Origin of the sequence: Brenneria izbisi, from assembly GCF_025840185.1 — a bacterium.
GTDB lineage: Bacteria > Pseudomonadota > Gammaproteobacteria > Enterobacterales > Enterobacteriaceae > Brenneria > Brenneria izbisi.
Genome location: NZ_JAMPJU010000004.1, coordinates 280,802 through 298,067, shown reverse-complemented (window position 1 = coordinate 298,067; position 17,266 = coordinate 280,802). Strand labels below are relative to the sequence as shown.

10 protein-coding genes are annotated in these 17,266 nt (G+C 57.8%); all 10 read right to left on the bottom strand.

The features are described from left to right. Positions 1-5,475 (bottom strand): Ig-like domain-containing protein (locus NC856_RS08190; RefSeq protein WP_264089934.1); only part of this gene is annotated, 5,475 nt, incomplete at its 3' end. An 808-nt stretch (positions 5,476-6,283) separates the two neighbouring features. Continuing rightward, positions 6,284-7,648, bottom strand: coding sequence for a carbohydrate porin (locus NC856_RS08185; RefSeq protein WP_264089933.1), 1,365 nt, complete (start codon positions 7,646-7,648; stop codon positions 6,284-6,286). A 360-nt stretch (positions 7,649-8,008) separates the two neighbouring features. Beyond that, a complete protein-coding gene (locus NC856_RS08180; RefSeq protein WP_264089932.1) occupies positions 8,009-9,928 on the bottom strand; it encodes an FAD-dependent oxidoreductase in 1,920 nt (639 codons plus the stop codon). A gap of 77 nt (positions 9,929-10,005) precedes the next feature. Beyond that, positions 10,006-11,184, bottom strand: coding sequence for an acetyl-CoA C-acetyltransferase (locus NC856_RS08175; RefSeq protein WP_264089931.1), 1,179 nt, complete (start codon positions 11,182-11,184; stop codon positions 10,006-10,008). A gap of 58 nt (positions 11,185-11,242) precedes the next feature. After that, on the bottom strand, positions 11,243-12,577 hold the full coding sequence (locus tag NC856_RS08170) for an MFS transporter (protein ID WP_264089930.1): 1,335 nt from the start codon (positions 12,575-12,577) through the stop codon (positions 11,243-11,245). 91 nt (positions 12,578-12,668) lie between these two features. Continuing rightward, a complete protein-coding gene (locus tag NC856_RS08165) occupies positions 12,669-13,313 on the bottom strand; it encodes a 3-oxoacid CoA-transferase subunit B (RefSeq protein ID WP_264089929.1) in 645 nt (214 codons plus the stop codon). Further along, the gene (locus NC856_RS08160) at positions 13,310-13,975 is read right to left on the bottom strand and encodes a CoA transferase subunit A (protein ID WP_264089928.1); all 666 of its coding nucleotides are present in this window, start codon (positions 13,973-13,975) and stop codon (positions 13,310-13,312) included. Before NC856_RS08160 ends, NC856_RS08165 begins: the two co-directional genes overlap by 4 nt. Before the next feature lie 2 nt (positions 13,976-13,977). Next, positions 13,978-15,147, bottom strand: coding sequence for a thiolase family protein (locus NC856_RS08155; protein ID WP_264089927.1), 1,170 nt, complete (start codon positions 15,145-15,147; stop codon positions 13,978-13,980). Between the two features lie 50 nt (positions 15,148-15,197). After that, on the bottom strand, positions 15,198-16,037 hold the full coding sequence (locus tag NC856_RS08150) for a BKACE family enzyme (protein WP_264089926.1): 840 nt from the start codon (positions 16,035-16,037) through the stop codon (positions 15,198-15,200). Between the two features lie 122 nt (positions 16,038-16,159). Next, entirely contained in the window at positions 16,160-17,155 is a 996-nt protein-coding gene (locus NC856_RS08145; RefSeq protein ID WP_264089925.1) for an enoyl-CoA hydratase/isomerase family protein, read from the bottom strand. Positions 17,156-17,266 lie beyond the last annotated feature (111 nt).

Genomic DNA, 17,266 nt, shown 5'->3' with positions numbered 1-17,266 from the left:
CGGTGCGGATGGGCTAGTGGTGTCCGGGGCGGTCACGGTAACCGCGGCGGAGATATTGCCCGCGGCATCACTGGCGATGGCGGTAACCGTTTCTCCGTTGGTGAGCGCGGGCGACAACGGCACGCTAAAGCTGCCGTCTCCGCCTGCTGTGACACTGCCCAGCACATTGCCTGCCGCGTCACTGATCGTGACCGTACTGCCGGCTTCCGCTGTACCGCTGACCGACGCGCCATCTTCCGCGACCAGGAGAGCCGCGGGCGCTTCCGGCGCGGTGGTGTCCGGGGCGGTTATTGTGGCGGGTTCGGAGATATTGCCCGCGGCATCACTGGCGACAGCGGTAACCGTTTCACCGTTAGTGAGCGCAGGCAAGAGCGCTACGATAAAGCTGCCGTCGCTCCCTGCCGTGGCGTTGCCCAGCACATTGCCTGCCGTATCACTGATCGTGACCGTACTACCGGCTTCCGCGGCACCGCTGACCGAGGCGCCATCTGCCGCGACCAGAAGATCAGCCGGTGCGGATGGGCTAGTGGTATCCGGGGCGGTTGCTGTGGCGGGTTCGGAGATATTGCCCGCGGCATCACTGGCGACGGCGGTAACCGTTTCTCCGTTGGTCAGCGCGGGCGACAGCGGCACGGTAAAGCTGCCGTCGCTCCCTGCCATGACACTGCCCAGCACATTGCCTGCCGCATCACTGATCGTGACCGTGCTGCCGGCTTCCGCCGTACCGCTAACTGAGGCGCCATCCTCCGCGACCAGAAGATCAGCCGGTGCGGACGGCACGGTGGTATCCGGGGCGGTCACGGTAACCGCGGCAGAAATATTGCCCGCGGCATCACTGGCAATGGCGGTAATCGTTTCTCCGTTGGTCAGCGCAGGCGACAGCGGCACAGTAAAGCTGCCGTCGCTCCCTGCTGTGACACTGCCCAGCACATTGCCTGCCACATCACTGATCGTGACCGTGCTGCTGGCTTCGGCGGTGCCGCTAACTGAGGCGCCATCTGCCGCGACCAGGAGAGCCACGGGCGCTTCCGGCGCGGTGGTATCCGGGGCCGTGACGGTAACCGCGGCGGAGATATTGCCCGCGGCATCACTGGCGACGGCGGTAACCGTTTCTCCGTTGGTCAACGCGGGCGACAGCGGCACGCTAAAGCTGCCGTCGCTCCCTGCCGTGGCGTTGCCCAGCACATTGCCTGCCGCGTCACTGATCGTGACTGTACTGCCGGCTTCCGCCGTACCGCTGACCGACGCGCCATCTTCTGCGACCAGAAGATCAGCCGGTGCGGATGGGCTAGTGGTATCCGGGGCCGTCACGGTAACCGCGGCGGAGATATTGCCCGCGGCATCACTGGCGATGGCGGTAACCGTTTCTCCGTTGGTCAGCGCGGGCGACAGCGGCACGCTAAAGCTGCCGTCTCCGCCTGCTGTGACACTGCCCAGCACATTGCCTGCTGCATCGCTGATCGTGACCGTACTGCCGGCTTCGGCGGTGCCGCTAACTGAGGCGCCATCTGCCGCGACCAGGAGATCAGCCGGTACGGATGGGCTAGTGGTGTCCGGGGCGGTTATTGTGGCGGGTTCGGAGATATTGCCCGCGGCATCACTGGCGATGGCGGTAACCGTTTCACCGTTGGTGAGCGCGGGCGACAGCGGCACGCTAAAGCTGCCGTCGCTCCCTGCCGTGACACTGCCCAGCACATTGCCTGCCGCGTCGCTGATCGTGACCGTACTGCCGGCTTCCGCGGCACCGCTGACCGACGCGCCATCTTCTGCGACCAGAAGATCAGCCGGTGCGGATGGGCTAGTGGTGTCCGGGGCGGTCACGGTAACCGCGGCGGAGATATTGCCTGCGGCATCACTGGCGGCAGCGGTAACCGTTTCACCGTTGGTCAGCGCGGGTGACAGCGGCACGATAAAGCTGCCGTCGCTCCCTGCCGTGGCGCTGCCCAGCACATTGCCTGCCGCGCCACTGATCGTGACCGTGCTACCTGCCTCCGCGGTGCCGCTGACCGACGCGCCATCCTCCGCGACCAGGAGAGCCGCGGGCGCTTCCGGCGCGGTGGTATCCGGGGCGGTTATTGTGGCAGGTGGCGACATGTTTCCTGTTATATCACTGGCGACGGCGGTAACCGTTTCACCGTTGGTCAGCGCGGGTGACAGCGGCACGGTAAAGCTGCCGTCTCCGCCTGCCGTGACGCTGCCCAGTACATTGCCTGCCGCATCACTGATCGTGACCGTGCTGCCGGCTTCGGCGGTGCCGCTGACCGAGGCGCCATCTTCCGCGACCAGGAGAGCCGCGGGCGCTTCCGGCGCGGTGGTATCCGGGGCGGTTATTGTGGCAGGTGGCGAGATGTTTCCTGTTATATCACTGGCGACGGCGGTAATCGTTTCACCGTTGGTCAGCGCAGGCGACAGCGGCACGCTAAAGCTGCCGTCGCTCCCTGCCGTGGCGTTGCCCAGCACATTGCCTGCCGCGTCGCTGATCGTGACCGTACTGCCGGCTTCCGCGGCACCGCTGACCGACGCGCCATCTTCTGCGACCAGAAGATCAGCGGGCGCTTCCGGCGCGGTGGTATCCGGGGCGGTTATTGTGGCGGGTTCGGAGATATTGCCCGCGGCATCGCGGGCGACGGCGGTAACCGTTTCTCCGTTGGTGAGCGCGGGCGACAGCGGCACGCTAAAGCTGCCGTCTCCGCCTGCTGTGACACTGCCCAGCACATTGCCTGCTGCATCGCTGATCGTGACCGTACTGCCGGCTTCGGCGGTGCCGCTAACTGAGGCGCCATCTGCCGCGACCAGGAGATCAGCCGGTACGGATGGGCTAGTGGTGTCCGGGGCAGTTATTGTGGCGGGTTCGGAGATATTACCCGCGGCATCGCGGACGACGGCGGTAACCGTTTCTCCGTTGGTGAACGCGGGCGACAGCGGCACGCTAAAGCTGCCGTCTCCGCCTGCTGTGACACTGCCCAGCACATTGCCTGCCGCGTCACTGATCGTGACCGTGCTACCTGCCTCCGCGGTGCCGCTGACCGACGCGCCATCCTCCGCGACCAGGAGAGCCGCGGGCGCTTCCGGCGCGGTGGTATCCGGGGCGGTTATTGTGGCAGGTGGCGACATGTTTCCTGTTATATCACTGGCGATGGCGGTAACCGTTTCACCGTTGGTCAGCGCGGGCGACAGCGGCACGATAAAGCTGCCGTCGCTCCCTGCCGTGGCGCTGCCCAGCACATTGCCTGCGGTATCACTGATTGTTACCGTACTACCGGCTTCGGCGGTGCCGCTGACCGACGCGCCATCTGCCGCGACCAGAAGATCAGCGGGCGCTTCCGGCGCGGAGGTGTCCGTGGCGGTTGCTGTGGCGGGTTCGGAGATATTGCCCGCGGCATCGCGGGCGACGGCAATGAATACTTCACCGTTGGTCAGTACGGGCGACAGCAGTACAGTAAAGTTGCCGTCTCCGCCTGCCGTGACGCTGCCCAGCACATTGCCTGCGGTATCACTGATCGTGACCGTACTACCGGCTTCGGCGTTACCGCTGACCGACGCGCCGTCTTCCGCGACCAGAAGAATAACGGGCGCTTCCGGCGCGGTAGTGTCCGGGGCAATTGTCATGGCAGGTGGCGAGATGTTTCCTGCGGCATCGCTGGCGATGGCGGTAACCGTCTCACCGTTGATGAGCGCGGATGAGAGCAGCAAGGTAAAGCTGCCGTCGCTCCCTGCCGTGGTGCTGCCCAGCACATTGCCTGCCATACCGCTGAAGGTCATTGTACTGCCTGCATCAGTTGTAACGTTGGCGGAATCGCTATCTTCGCCGGCGGTTAACCTCAACGGCAACGCTAAACGCCAAATCCCATTGGCTGTTGCCGACATGCTCACTGTACTGGTGTCCGGTAACATGATCGTCACGGTGCTGCCTGGCTCTGCCATACCGCTTACGATGGTTCCGTCATCGCTGACAAAGGCTTGCGGCGCTTCCGGCGCGGTAATGTCCGGGGCGGTTGCTATGGCGGGTTCGGAGATATTGCCCGCGACATCGCGGGCGACGGCAATGAACACCTCACCGTTGGTCAGTATGGGCGAAAGCGGCACAGTAAAGCTGCCGTCGCTCCCTGTCATCGCGTTGCCCAGCACAGTGCCTGCGGTATCACTGACCGTGACCGTACTGCCCGCTTCCGCCGTGCCGCTGACCGACGCGCCATCTTCCGCGATCAGAAGAATAACGGGCGCTTCCGGCGCGGAGGTGTCCGTGGCGGTTGCTGTGGCGGGTTCGGAGATATTACCCGCGGCATCGCGGGCGACGGCAGTAAACACCTCACCGTTGGTCAGTATGGGCGACAGCGGCACGGTAAAGCTGCCGTCGCTTCCTGTCATGGCACTGCCCAGCACATTGCCTGCGGTATCACTGATTGTTACCGTGCTGCCAGCTTCCGCCGTACCGCTGACCGACGCGCCGTCTTCCGCGACCAAAAGATCAGCGGGCGCTTCCGGCGCGGTGGTGTCCGGGGCGGTTGCTGTGGCGGGTTCGGAGATATTACCCGCGGCATCGCGGGCGACAGCGGTAATCGTTTCACCGTTGGTCAGCGCAGGCGACAGCGGCACGATAAAGCTGCCGTCTCCGCCTGCTGTGACACTGCCCAGCACATTGCCTGCGGTATCGCTGATTGTTACCGTACTACCGGCTTCGGCGGTGCCGCTGACCGACGCGCCATCTACCGCGACCCAAAGATCAGCCGGTGCAGACGGCGCGGAGGTGTCCGGGCCGGTTGCTGTGGCGGGTGGCGAGATGTTTCCTGCGGTATCGCTGGCGACGGCGGTAACCGTTTCACCGTTGGTCAGCGCGGGCGACAGCGGCACGGTAAAGCTGCCGTCGCTCCCTGCCGTGGCGCTGCCCAGCACATTGCCTGCGCTATCAGTAATCGTTACCATGCTGTTTGCTTTGGCGCTGCCGCTGATAGCGGAGCCATCTTCCGCTATCTGTAAATCAGTAGGTGCTGGCGTGACGGGTACCTGGGTATTATTCGTATTATCATCCCCGCTGCCATCATTATTCGATGCTATCGCCGCCACGCCTACCACTCCAGCCATAGCGCCAACGCCAGACAATATATACGGCAGTGCGCTACCCCCGGCGGATTCTGCGCCAAGCGCGCCGACCATGATTTCATCAATACTGGAAATAGATTCAAACTGTAATTGGTTGGCCGGATCATTTGCCCACCACAGAGCGCCGTTCTGTTCTTCCAAAACCAATTCGTTGGCCGCCTGCTCGATTGCGCTATAAAAATTTTTCAGTACGACTTTCTCACCGGAATGCAACGTTACAATCAAGTCATTGCCAGAGCGCGTCATCGCAGCAATGTCTTGTCGGCTAACCGCAAGTTTTACAATAGAGGGAGCAGATAAACTCAGTTCTCCAGAAGAAATAGCCACTGTAGAGGCTTCACCACTTTCCTTCATGATAATCAAAGCATCGTTCATTTAGCTTTCACTCCCATTGAGTATTTTTGCAATACTTATGTCATGAATATAATCGAATACGATTTTGATATAGCCCTGGGGAAAGGGCCTTTGTGGTGAGTTAATCGGAATAAATCAATTGATTTACCGAAGAAATGCATCATCATCGGACCTTAAAAAAGACTTAAAAAGAAGACAGCAGTTATTTTTATATAAAAAAATAGACTCTCACTATAGACAATGATGCTCACACAAACTAAGAAAGTTTTTTAATTATAACGAAAATAATATTTTTATACATAATTCAATGAAATGCGAAAAAATTTTATTTTACTCAAATAAAAAGCAAGGCGACATTTTTTCATCCTTGCTTTCACAAGATAAAAACTCAAAGAAAGACACAAATCACAATAAATAACATTATGAGCTTTATATTGATAATAGCACAAAGTCACCCTTATTCAGATCAAAAGCATTCAGCAAAATTGGCGTTATTAAAAATATAACGTAAAATATGCCAATCTCAAAAACAGCATCACTCTTAATTGAATGCTTATCGCCTGATAATAACTCTAAGATCAATTTTTCCAATCATAATAATCCAATAGTCAGAACACGCGTTTAACTCGCGGAGCCAATAATTTGGGCATTGATAAAAAAGACACCCATTATTTTTTTAGCACATGTAAGGGGAGATGCAAGGCAATAACATAAAAATTTTACTTAAAAACTTATAAAAAACTAACATTGCTAATAACGCTGAAGGTATCTCATGTGGAAAAGCAAACACGTTTGCATAGGCCGGTTATCCACCGGCCTGCGGTTGCTGTCATAACCCGAGTAATTTATCCACCATAACGTTTAACTGTAGCCAGAACGTATAGCCGTTTTCCGATTTAACGCTGGTATAAGGGTACTGCCAGTTGCTGTTATTCCAGGTGCGAGCGCCAATCATTTGCAGATTTACCTCCGGCGTCAACATGATGGAAGCGTCAATGCTCAGTTGATATTCGTTGCGCGGCACCCGCCACCCCGCTCCGCCCTGAACATCGAACATATCTTGCAGATAGCGCTGCTCGCTGTTCGTCAGCTTGGCCCAACGGAAAGTTAACCCGTAGCTGTCGTGGGGACGACTCTGCCACGGCCCGGACCAGATCAGCCCCGCGTCCGCCAGCGTAGCAATGCCTCGGTGGGCATGCGACTGTAGCGTTTGCGTCACGCTACCGTGCAGGCTCACGGCGCCAGGCGCAGGATCGCGCGGATCAGTTCCGCCATCGCGTCGCCACAGCGCTTTCTTCCCGGTGAGATAGACGCCGGAGACGCCATCACGGGTGCGGACCGCGGCATCACTGTCGTACACCTTGGACGTGCCGTTCACCGTGTAGTAGACGTCGTCGTACTCTTTGAAGTTATGGAATGCCATAATCTCCCAATTGAACGGATACTTCTCTTGTTGCCAGTTGACGCGTCGTGCGACGTTGGCCACCAGCAAGGTGTTGCCGCTATCGAAATCGTCATCCCATCGTTCCCAGCCGTTGGTAAACGGAAATGCCTGATAGGTGCGCCAGACGCCAACGCCGGATTCCAGTACCGGCGTAAAGCGGTAACCGATACGGGCGCCCCAACCCGCATAAGGAGGCGGCGCGAATACCGCTGTTTCATTCAGAACGGTGTTTACACAGGCTGGCTGGATATTGCAGTTGGTGAAGCCGAAGAACTGGCCGGGATTGCTCTTTCCGGCTTCAATTGATAGCCGGTCATCGAGCAGTTTCTGCTCGTAGGTGAAGCGCATCAGGTGCGCCGTCTTAGGGATATAAGGGGGCGGATTACCGGCCAGCACCCCGCCTGACTGGTTGCCAAGATCCAGATTATTGGAAAAAGGCACCCACAGTTGCAACAAGTGGATATTCCCGTCGGGGATCAACCCCATGCGTTCCAGATCGAAATCCGCGCCGGCCATCAGCATTGTCAGCGTTTCGTGGTTGTCAGTAGCGGTTCCCGCGCTGGGGTTGCCCAGCCAGAGTTGGGAGGCGATCAGGTGCGGGGTAACGCCCCGTTCCGCCAGCCATGCTCCCGCCTCAGACAACGGACGACCCGATGACTCCGCAGCCGCGCCATTCGCCAGCATCATGCCGGATGCAACAACACCGGCAGATAATAATTTCGCCCATCTATTACGATATATTGTTTTCATTGTTCTATCCCATTGAGAGCAATGAGACGGTAACAGCGGTCATTGAATGACAAAAAACGACAGAGCGAATGCTCAACCTTTATTTCATTGTCCGTTGTTGATTCCCACGGCCTGACCCTGGCCAATGCGCAGCGAACGACTGTCTGACGCTGAAGAAGGTTTTACTCACACTCTTTTCAGTCATGAATCCATGTTAATGACGGCGCGGCGGTAATTATTTCGCTGGTAGCCCGCGATGTTATTTTTACGCGATGTGGTTTTACCGCGTTATTATTTTTACCGCGATGTTTCCGTCTCTGGTTGTCATTCATGCGGCGCCTGGTGATGCCAGCGCCGCATCGTTTACAGAAAGTGTGATCGTTATTTCTTCAGAATGGATTGCGCGGCATGTTCGCCAGCGATACGACCGGAATTCAGCGCAAAACCATTCGCCAATCCCTGATAGGGTGGATACCCCGGTACGCTGTAAAAACCGGCGGCATTGTTCCCGACCGCATACAACCCGGCGATAGGCCGCAAGTTTACGTCGGTAACTTGCAAATCGGAATTAACCCGCACGCCGCCCAGAGAACTCAGACTGACCACCACCGCCTTAAACGCGTAGAAAGGCCCTTTTTCGATGCCGTATGCCAGATATTCCGGCTTCTTGCCGAAATCCTTGTCCTGTTTGGCTTTCACATACCCGTTATAGCGGGCAACGGTGGCCTGCAAGCCATCAGGGGCGATCCCCATACGCGCGGCCAGTTCGCCGATGTCCTTGCCTTTGAATACCGTATCGCTCTTTCCCTGTTTGGCGGCCTCATCCGCCAGCGCGACGAAGTCGCCGGGTTTTGGCGGATTGGCTGGCCCCGCGCCCGACAGCGGGAACGGCATGGCGTTGGCGGTAAAGGATTTCAGCGTCGGCGTATCGACGATGATGTAATAATTCCCGCCGACGGAATAGGCGACGTTAGCCCAAAAAGCGGTATCGTAGATATGGCCCTCATTCGCAAAGCGTTCTCCCACCGCGTCCACCCACAGCAGCGGAGATTTCAGCAACCAGATCAGCGGACTGTCGCCTTTCGCTTCATCTCCGCCGCCATGATGCGCCTCTTCCGAAGGCTCGATGCCGACCAACTGGGCGGCGTGAATCAATGCGGACTGCACATCCCATTTCGCACCGCCAGCGGCCCAGGCCATTTTCACCCCTTCACCCATATTGGGCCATGCCAGCGGGAAAATGTTCGATGTCATCATCACCTCATCCAGCATCGCTTTATTCGCGCCGAAGCCGCCGCTTGCCAGAATAACCGCCTTGGCATGTACGGTTAGTTTACCGCCGTCCGCTTTTTCCGCGATCAACCCGATTACGTTTCCCTGGTCATCCTGCATCAGTGATTTACCGATGGTTTTGGTCATCACTTTCCCGCCCAGTTTTTCAAACTCCGCATACAACGTTTTATACGCCGCTTCGCCCCCGTTCTTGATGCGGTGATAGACATCCGATTTGATCGGATCGTCAAGGTGCGCCTGCTGTACGGAGCTTTGTTTGGCTTCGCGCGTTGTCGCGACGATTTCCAGTTCCACGCCGTGCTTGATCATCCAGTCGACCGTCGATGCCGATTTATCGACGATCTTTTTCGTCAATGGCCCGTTGGATAAATATTGGTTATATTCCAGTAACCGCTGCGTCAGTTCGGCGGCAGTGTATTTCATGCCTTTCGCTTTTTGCAGCGATGACTCTACCGCGGTAAAACCGCTGGCCATCCGACCTGCGCCGCCCAGCACCGGCATCTTTTCGATCACCAGCACCTGAGCGCCTTTTTCCACCGCCGCCAGCGCCGCCGCCGTGCCGGAGACGCCGCCGCCTACCACCACCACATCGACACGGGTTTCCTCATCCTGCCCTTGTCTGGCGACCTTTCCCTGATAGCGTGTGACATCCGCTCCCGCCTGGCGCAACGCCTCGGAGACCGCCTTTTTCACCGCGTTGCTGGTCATCGTCGCGCCGGTCACGCCATCCACGGCCAGACTCTGATGCTCAACAATCGCACGGCCCACCGCCGGGCCAGCCTCACCGCCCAACTCCGGCGTTTCCTGACTGGCATCCACCGCGATATCCTTGATCACGCCCTGCTCATCGATGGTAACCGTCACGCTGACCATCCCTTCATTGCCTTTTTCCGTGGCGCTGTACTGACCGGCGGTGATGGCGGCCTGCGCCGAGCCCATCATCCCGCAGATCAACAACATTATGGCAAGCCGCCAGCGGCCTGTATTGACTCTGTTTTTAGTTATCATGACTCCCCCTTTTATCGGGATATTTTTCTTATATCTGGTGTGTAGGGTTACGTTTTTTTCATGCGCTATCGCTACGACTAGACGCGTTCGACAATCATCGCCACGCCTTGTCCGCCGCCGACACACAGCGTCGCCAGCCCCAACGTTTGATCCCTGTCAGCCAGAGCATGCAACAGCGTGACCAGGATGCGTGCGCCGGAGGCGCCAATCGGGTGGCCCAGCGCGATGGCGCCGCCATTGACGTTGGTTTTATCCATATCAAAATTCAGTTCATGACTGACAGCGACAAACTGCGCGGCGAAGGCTTCATTGGCTTCAATCAGATCAATATCCGCCATCGTCAATCCGGCCTTGCTTAACGCCTGCCGGGTAGCGGGGATCGGGCCGATCCCCATTACAGCGGGATCGACGCCGCTGACGGCATACCCGCGGATCCGCGCCAGCGGTTTAATACCTTGCCGTTTCGCCCATGCCTCGCTCATGACCATCAGCGCCGCGGCGCCATCGTTAATGCCCGACGCGTTGCCCGCCGTGACTGAACCCGCGGGATCAAACGCCGGCGTCAGTTTTGCCAGACTTTCCGCCGAGGTATCCGCCCGAAGGTGTTCATCAACGGCAAATAGCGTTTCACCTTGTTTGCTTTTCAGCGTCACCGGCAGAATTTCCCGCTGGAATGCGCCACGCGCAATCGCCGCCGCCGCGCGCCGCTGGGAGAGCAACGCCACGTCATCCTGCTCCTGACGGCTGATATGCCAGCGCTTTGCGACATTTTCCGCCGTCACGCCCATGTGATAACGGTTGATGGCGCAGAACAGGCCGTCATTAACCATGCTATCGGTCAGCGTCTGGTTCCCCATCCGGTATCCCCAACGGGCCTGATGCAGCAGATAGGGCGCAGCCGACATATTCTCCATTCCGCCAGCCAGCACCACGTCCGTCTGACCGGACGCGATGCTTTGCGCGGCGAAGATCACGCTTTGCAGACCAGAGCCACAAACCATATTGATGCTGGTGGCTGGCGTGGTATGTGGCAAACCGGCGTGCAACAGAGCCTGGCGCGCGGGATTCTGCCCCAGCCCGGCCTGAAGGACGTTGCCGAAAATCACCTCATCGACCGCCGTCGGCTCAATCCCTGCCCGATGGATCGCCGCATCCATCACCAACGCGCCCAACTGCGGCGCACTGAAGGCGCTCAGGCTGCCGCCGAATTTACCGATAGCCGACCGCACCGCACTGGCAATAACAAGTGATGTCATATATGCCTCTCGTAATAGAAAATAACGCCTTGCTTATCCGCGCCTGCCGCCATGCGTTTTATGGCTGATCGATGACGGCCACCGGCGTCACGTCGGTCTGCCAGATCAGCAGCAACGCGACGGCGCCAACTCCGACCAACAAGAGATAAGCGCCGGTGTATCCCCCCAGATACGCCAGACCGAAAGCCAGAATGGAAAATGCAAAGCAGCGCACCACCGATTGAATCGGGTGCACAATGCCGATCGCGCGAACATACAAACGACGGGGAAATTTGGTGGCGATCAGCGCGGTGCTTAAATTGGTGGCGCCCGGCAGACTGAAGCCGATCATCAGCAACGAGATCCACAGCAGCACAGTCTGGTGGGCGAACAGGTTGATCACCACCGCCGCCATCCACCAGAGGGTATAAATCAGCAGCGCCTGTTTGACGCCAAGCCGGTGATTGAGCCAGCCCCAGCCGTATGCGCCCAATGTGCCGAACAGCGCCGACAAGGTCATGTAGAAGATGGCGGTGTTTAGCTCATACCCCATCTCCATCAGCCGGGGAACGATCTGGCTGACGACGCCCACCAGCATGATATAGATGGCGCCGGTGGCGATGCCCATAAACCAGACATCCCGCATTCGCAGTAATTGCCGGACACTGAGCGAACAGACATAACGGTCATGTTCGCGCCGCCGCTCGCTCAGTTCAGCGGCGGTCAGGGGATCGTTATCGGGCGCCAGACCGATATCCTCTGGCTTGTTGGTCACGAACAGCCGCACCAGTAAGGCCATGATAAACATCATGATCGAGACGCCCCAGAAACCATGTCGGACTCCCAGCCACATGAATAGCGCGGCCAGCGCGGGAACGAAAAACGCGCTGGAAAATGTCTGCCCCACCGTACACCATCCCAACGCCAGCCCCGCCTTGCGTACAAACCAACTGGTTATAATCGCGGTGCCGCCGACATAGGCGAATCCCGTGCCAAAGAAACAGACGCCAGCGAACAGCAGAGTGAAGCCGATTAGCGAACCGCTATATCCCAACAGACCGAAGCAAAATCCGCAGGCGATCAGGCAGAAAATAACATTGAATCTGGGGCCTTTCTTTTCACATAACCAGGCACATATCGGCCCTGCGGGGATCGAGGCCCAGGAAGCGGGTGTCGCCAGCGCCAGCAAGGTGCTGTAGTCCAGATCGTAGGTCTGCGACAATGCTGGCAACATCACGTTCAGACCGTGGGTTACGGCCCCGGCGGCGATCCAGAACATCACCGCCTGAAAGACGATGACAGTCCAACCGCGCAGGCCGAAACCTTTGCGGTCAGCGGCGCTGCGAGGCGAGGCATCATTGGCTGAACATGTGGTGACTTTATTTAACGCCATATCGTTTTTTTGCCCAGTCATAAAGATGTGCTCCTACGGCGCAAACAGCGAATGTGGAACCGCAGCCGCGGTTAAACAGCAATGGTTAAGCCGCGATTATTAAGCGGCATCGTTAAGCCGCCATGGTCGCCAACCGTTCGGCGACCAGCAGCCGGGGTTCGACCTGTCGTTGAATATCTTCGGGCGTCATCCCTGCCAGCAATTCCACCAGCAGCAGTCCATCCGGCGTGATGTCAATCACGCACTGTTCGGTGACGATATGATTGACACAGCCTTTGCCCGTCAGTGGATAACTGCATTCTTTGACGATTTTGGGTTTTCCCTCTTTGGTGCAAAGCTCCATGGTGATAATCACGTTGCGGGCGCCGTTAACCAGATCCATCGCCCCGCCCATGCCAAATACGCGGCCAGGCTGCGCCCAGTTAGCAAGATCGCCGTTTTCCGCCACCTGTAATCCGCCCAGTACCGTCGCGGCTAGTTTGCCGGAACGCACCAATGCAAAGGATTCGGCGCTGTCAAACGCGCAGGCGCCGGGAACCGGCGTAAAGCGCAGCGCCGTCGCATTGGAAAACCCCTCCACCGCCATGAGCCCGGACACCAGCGGCCCCATGCCAACCAGACCGTTTTCGGTATGGAACATCACGCCAGGCGGGGCGTAGTCGCTGCATAAACTGGGGATACCGATGCCAAGATTGATGACGTCGCCGTTCGAGAAATATTGCGCGGCGCGGCGGGCTATTCTGTCGCGAGGGTTCATAACCGTTCTCCTTGCATCGTCAAAATCTTGTCGACATACACGCCGGGAGTAATGATGCTGTCCACGCCAAGCTCATCAACGTCCACCTGCATATCGGCGTCCACCAACGTCAGACGCGAAGCTTTAGCCACCAGCGGATTGAAGTTACGCATCGTGCCGCGATAAGTGAGGTTTCCCAGAGGATCGGCGGTACGGGCGCGCACCAGACCGATATCCGCCCGCAGCGCCGTTTCCAGCAGATAGCGTTCGCCATCGACCATGACACATTGCTTGCCCTCCTCCACCGAGGTACCGATGCCGGTTTTGGTCAGTATCCCGCCCAATCCAGATCCGCCGCAGCGCATCCGCTCCGCCAGACTGCCCTGCGGCACCAGTTCCAGTTCCAGCTTGCCAGCGGCGACCAGCGCGACGGTTTCGGTATTACGTCCGATATGCGAAGCAATCAGTTTGTCCACCAGACCGTGATGCACCAGACGCCCCACCGTCAGATCCGCATCGCCGCTATCGTTGGCAATCAGCGTAAAGTGCCGCGCACCGCTGTCGATCACGCACTGGATCAGGCGATTAGGTACGCCATGATTGGCAAAGCCGCCGCACATCAGCGTTTGCCCGTCCTGAAACAAGCTGATGATTTCATCTGTTGAAACGAATTTTCCCGGCATCATCATTCCCTCGTCAGCAGAACCGCCACACCCTGACCGCCACCGACGCAAAAGGTGATGACCGCGTTTTTCAGGTGACGGCGTTGCATGTCATAAACCGCTTTGGTCGCCAGGATCGCGCCGCTGCCGGCAAGCGGATGTCCCAGGGCAATCGCCCCACCGTTCGGGTTAACCCGATCCGCATCCATGCCGATATCCCGAATGCAGGCCAGCGACTGGGCGGCGAAGGCTTCGTTCAGTTCCCACAGGTCAATATCGTTGACCGTCAATCCGGTCTGTTTGAGTAATTTGGCGGTCGCCGGCACCGGCCCCAGCCCCATGAAATTGGGATCGACGCCGGCGACGGCATAGCCGCGAAATACCGCCAGCGTTTCCAGCCCCTGTTGTTCCGCCAGCGATCGCGCCATCACCACCAGCGCCCCGGCGCCATCGCTCATCGGCGAGCTATTGCCCGCGGTGACCACGCCGTCATCGCAAAAACAGGGACGCAGGGCGGAAAGCGCCGCCAGCGAACAGTCGGGACGCACCGATTCATCGTTGCGCACAATGATCTCCTGGCCCTTTCTGTCTGGCAGCGAAATCGGCGCCAGTTGTCCGTCAAAACGTCCTTCCCGCCAGGCGGCGGTGGCCAGCCGGTGACTGCGCAGCGCAAACGCATCAAGTTCTTCGCGGCTTAGCGCATAGCGCCGGGCAATATTTTCCGCCGTCATCCCCATGGAAGGGTTGCCCAGGCGATCCGGCGAGGTATGAATATCCACAAAGCGCGGCGGTTGCACCGAATACGCCGTTTCGGTCTTCTCCAGCGACCAGGGGCGACGCGAATCGCTCTCCACGCCGCCAACGACCACGGTTGCGGCAAAGCCCGCCATAATCTGAATCGCGCCATAGGCCAGCGCGTTAAGCGAGGCGGCGCACTGACGATCAAGGGTAATGCCCGGCACCGAGATCGGCAGCCCCGCCTCCAGCGCCACCATACGTCCCATATTGTTGATTTCGTTATTCATCAAATTGGCAAAGATAACGTCATCAATGCTTTCCGGCACGATACCGGCCCGACGCACCGCGTCTTCCACCACCCGCGCGCCTAGCCTATGCGCCGGAACCGACGCCAGCGTGCCGCGGCATCTGCCGATCGGCGTGCGAACCGCCGAAACAATCACAGCTTCTTTCATAATCTTTTCCCAATGTGGCCGCATAAGGGGATAACGACATAAGGAGATAACTACAAAGGACGGATCCCCAGGATTTTTCTGGCGCTGGCGGACGTGGCGACCTGTTTGCCCGACAATTGGATGAACTGTGCCGCGCGCGCCACCAACTGTGGATTGCTGGCTTTCACGCCTTTACTGAAATAAACGTTGTCCTCCAGCCCCACCCGCACATGTCCGCCCAGCGCCAACGTAGCGAGCAGCATCGGCAGATGATGTTTACCCACGCCAAAGGCCGACCAGGTCGCATCCGCAGGAAGATGCGCGACCAAATAATTCAGGTTCTCCACCGTAGCGGGCATTCCCCCCGGCACGCCGAGACAGAATTGATAATGCAAAGGGGACAGTAGCTTGCCTTGCTCGACGAAATAGCCAGCGACGCCCAACATGCCGCTGTCGAAGATCTCCACTTCCGGTTTGATCGTCCGTTCCGCCAGGATTTCACCCAGTTTGCCCAGAAACTGCGGGGAATTGACGAAAACGCCGCCGGGCATCCAGTTAAACGACCCGGCATCCCAGGATGCCATTTCAATTCCGTCCAGCCGGGAAACGTGTTCCATGCGTTGCGCATCGCTGGCCCGATGATCGCCGGATGTCGTACAGTTGATGATCACATCGCAATCACGGTAGCCGCGCAGCAAACGGATGGTTTCAGCGAACCTATCGCAATCCATCGTCCCCATTCCCTGTTCGTCGCGCATATGGAGATGGACGATGGCAGCGCCCTGTTGCCAGCAATGGTAAGCATCCGCGGCAATCTCCTCTGGCGTCAGCGGAATATTTTCGTTGATATCTTTCGGTGTTACCGCACCGGTCAGGGCGGCGGAGATAATGACATCGTTGCCTGTGTTCATGAACTACCCCGATCACATTTTATTTTTATTTAAATCAAAGTATTAATAAGACAATAATCATTTGGATCAGCGCCGCGCGCGCAATAAGCGACGACACCGAATCCGTTGAGATCAGCCGGTTCTTACTTTATTTCGTCTTCTTCCTGACCGCCGCCGATGCGCGGACGCACGACTTTGCCTCGTTTCTCCGCCGCCTTGACCAGTTCGGCTTCTTCATGCGCCCGGTTCCAGTAGTCGACTTCGTGAGGAGAGTGTTCGGTGGCCGTCACGAACATTTCGGCGGCGAAAGCATTGCGCAGTTCGTTAGCAATATCTTCTTTCCAGGCTTTGCGCAGTTGCTGAGTGGTAATGCGACGAGTGACTCGCGTGCCGGTACGCATGATCAGTTCAGCAATTTCCCAGGCTCTGTCGTAGCAGGATTCGGTATCAGGACAGATTTCATTCACCATGCCGAGGGCCAGAGCCTTGCGCGCAGTGATAATTTCACCGGTTAACTCCGCGTAGGCGTATCGCTTGCGGCCCATCAGTTCCCGCCAGGCGATCTGGATGCCGTCACCGGGCACCATATTGACCCGGAAATGCATCTCCGTTGTCCATGCGTCTTCGGTACACAGGGTGATGTCACTGAAAAGCACCAGATCCGTGTGGAAAGCGGCGCCGTTCCATACGCCAATCGTCGGCACTTCCACGTCGAAAACCTGTCCTTCGATATCATTTGTGCCGTCATAATACTGATATTCATACATTTTCCATGCTTGTTCCGGCGCAGAGGCAAACTCGGTAGCCGGCAACCAGTTTCCCTTATCATCCAGCCGGCCGATGCCCTTCATGAAGTCCTTGCCGCTACCGCCCAGAATGATGATTTCATTATCCGGGTCCCTGCCGGCCCAGTCGAAGAAGTAATGAAGGGCCTGATGTGCGGGCGCGCCCCACTGCAAACTATCGCCATTGGTATGGAGCCGGGCTTCGAGAATTCCATTCTTGCGCTTCATGGTGAAGCAATGTTTGAGCTTTTCTGAATATTCCTCAAAGGGCATATGGGGGATCGTCCCCAATTCCTTATGTGACATTTCTTTACGCTTGTCGTGGTCAGACTCATAATTGGCTTTAATCACCATGAGTAACTCCTTTATTTCTTTTCTGTAATGGGTGAAAAATGACGTGATGCGTATTTTTCTGTTTTTTCCCGACATGAAAAACCTATCACCGCCCCAAAATCGGGAGAAATT

Excerpts from the sequence above, each read along its gene's own strand:
- NC856_RS08185 (WP_264089933.1), bottom strand. The coding sequence starts at position 7,648 with ATGAAAACAATATATCGTAATAGATGGGCGAAATTATTATCTGCCGGT.
- NC856_RS08180 (WP_264089932.1), bottom strand. The coding sequence starts at position 9,928 with ATGATAACTAAAAACAGAGTCAATACAGGCCGCTGGCGGCTTGCCATA.
- NC856_RS08175 (WP_264089931.1), bottom strand. The coding sequence starts at position 11,184 with ATGACATCACTTGTTATTGCCAGTGCGGTGCGGTCGGCTATCGGTAAA.
- NC856_RS08170 (WP_264089930.1), bottom strand. The coding sequence starts at position 12,577 with ATGACTGGGCAAAAAAACGATATGGCGTTAAATAAAGTCACCACATGT.
- NC856_RS08165 (WP_264089929.1), bottom strand. The coding sequence starts at position 13,313 with ATGAACCCTCGCGACAGAATAGCCCGCCGCGCCGCGCAATATTTCTCG.
- NC856_RS08160 (WP_264089928.1), bottom strand. The coding sequence starts at position 13,975 with ATGCCGGGAAAATTCGTTTCAACAGATGAAATCATCAGCTTGTTTCAG.
- NC856_RS08155 (WP_264089927.1), bottom strand. The coding sequence starts at position 15,147 with ATGAAAGAAGCTGTGATTGTTTCGGCGGTTCGCACGCCGATCGGCAGA.
- NC856_RS08150 (WP_264089926.1), bottom strand. The coding sequence starts at position 16,037 with ATGAACACAGGCAACGATGTCATTATCTCCGCCGCCCTGACCGGTGCG.
- NC856_RS08145 (WP_264089925.1), bottom strand. The coding sequence starts at position 17,155 with ATGGTGATTAAAGCCAATTATGAGTCTGACCACGACAAGCGTAAAGAA.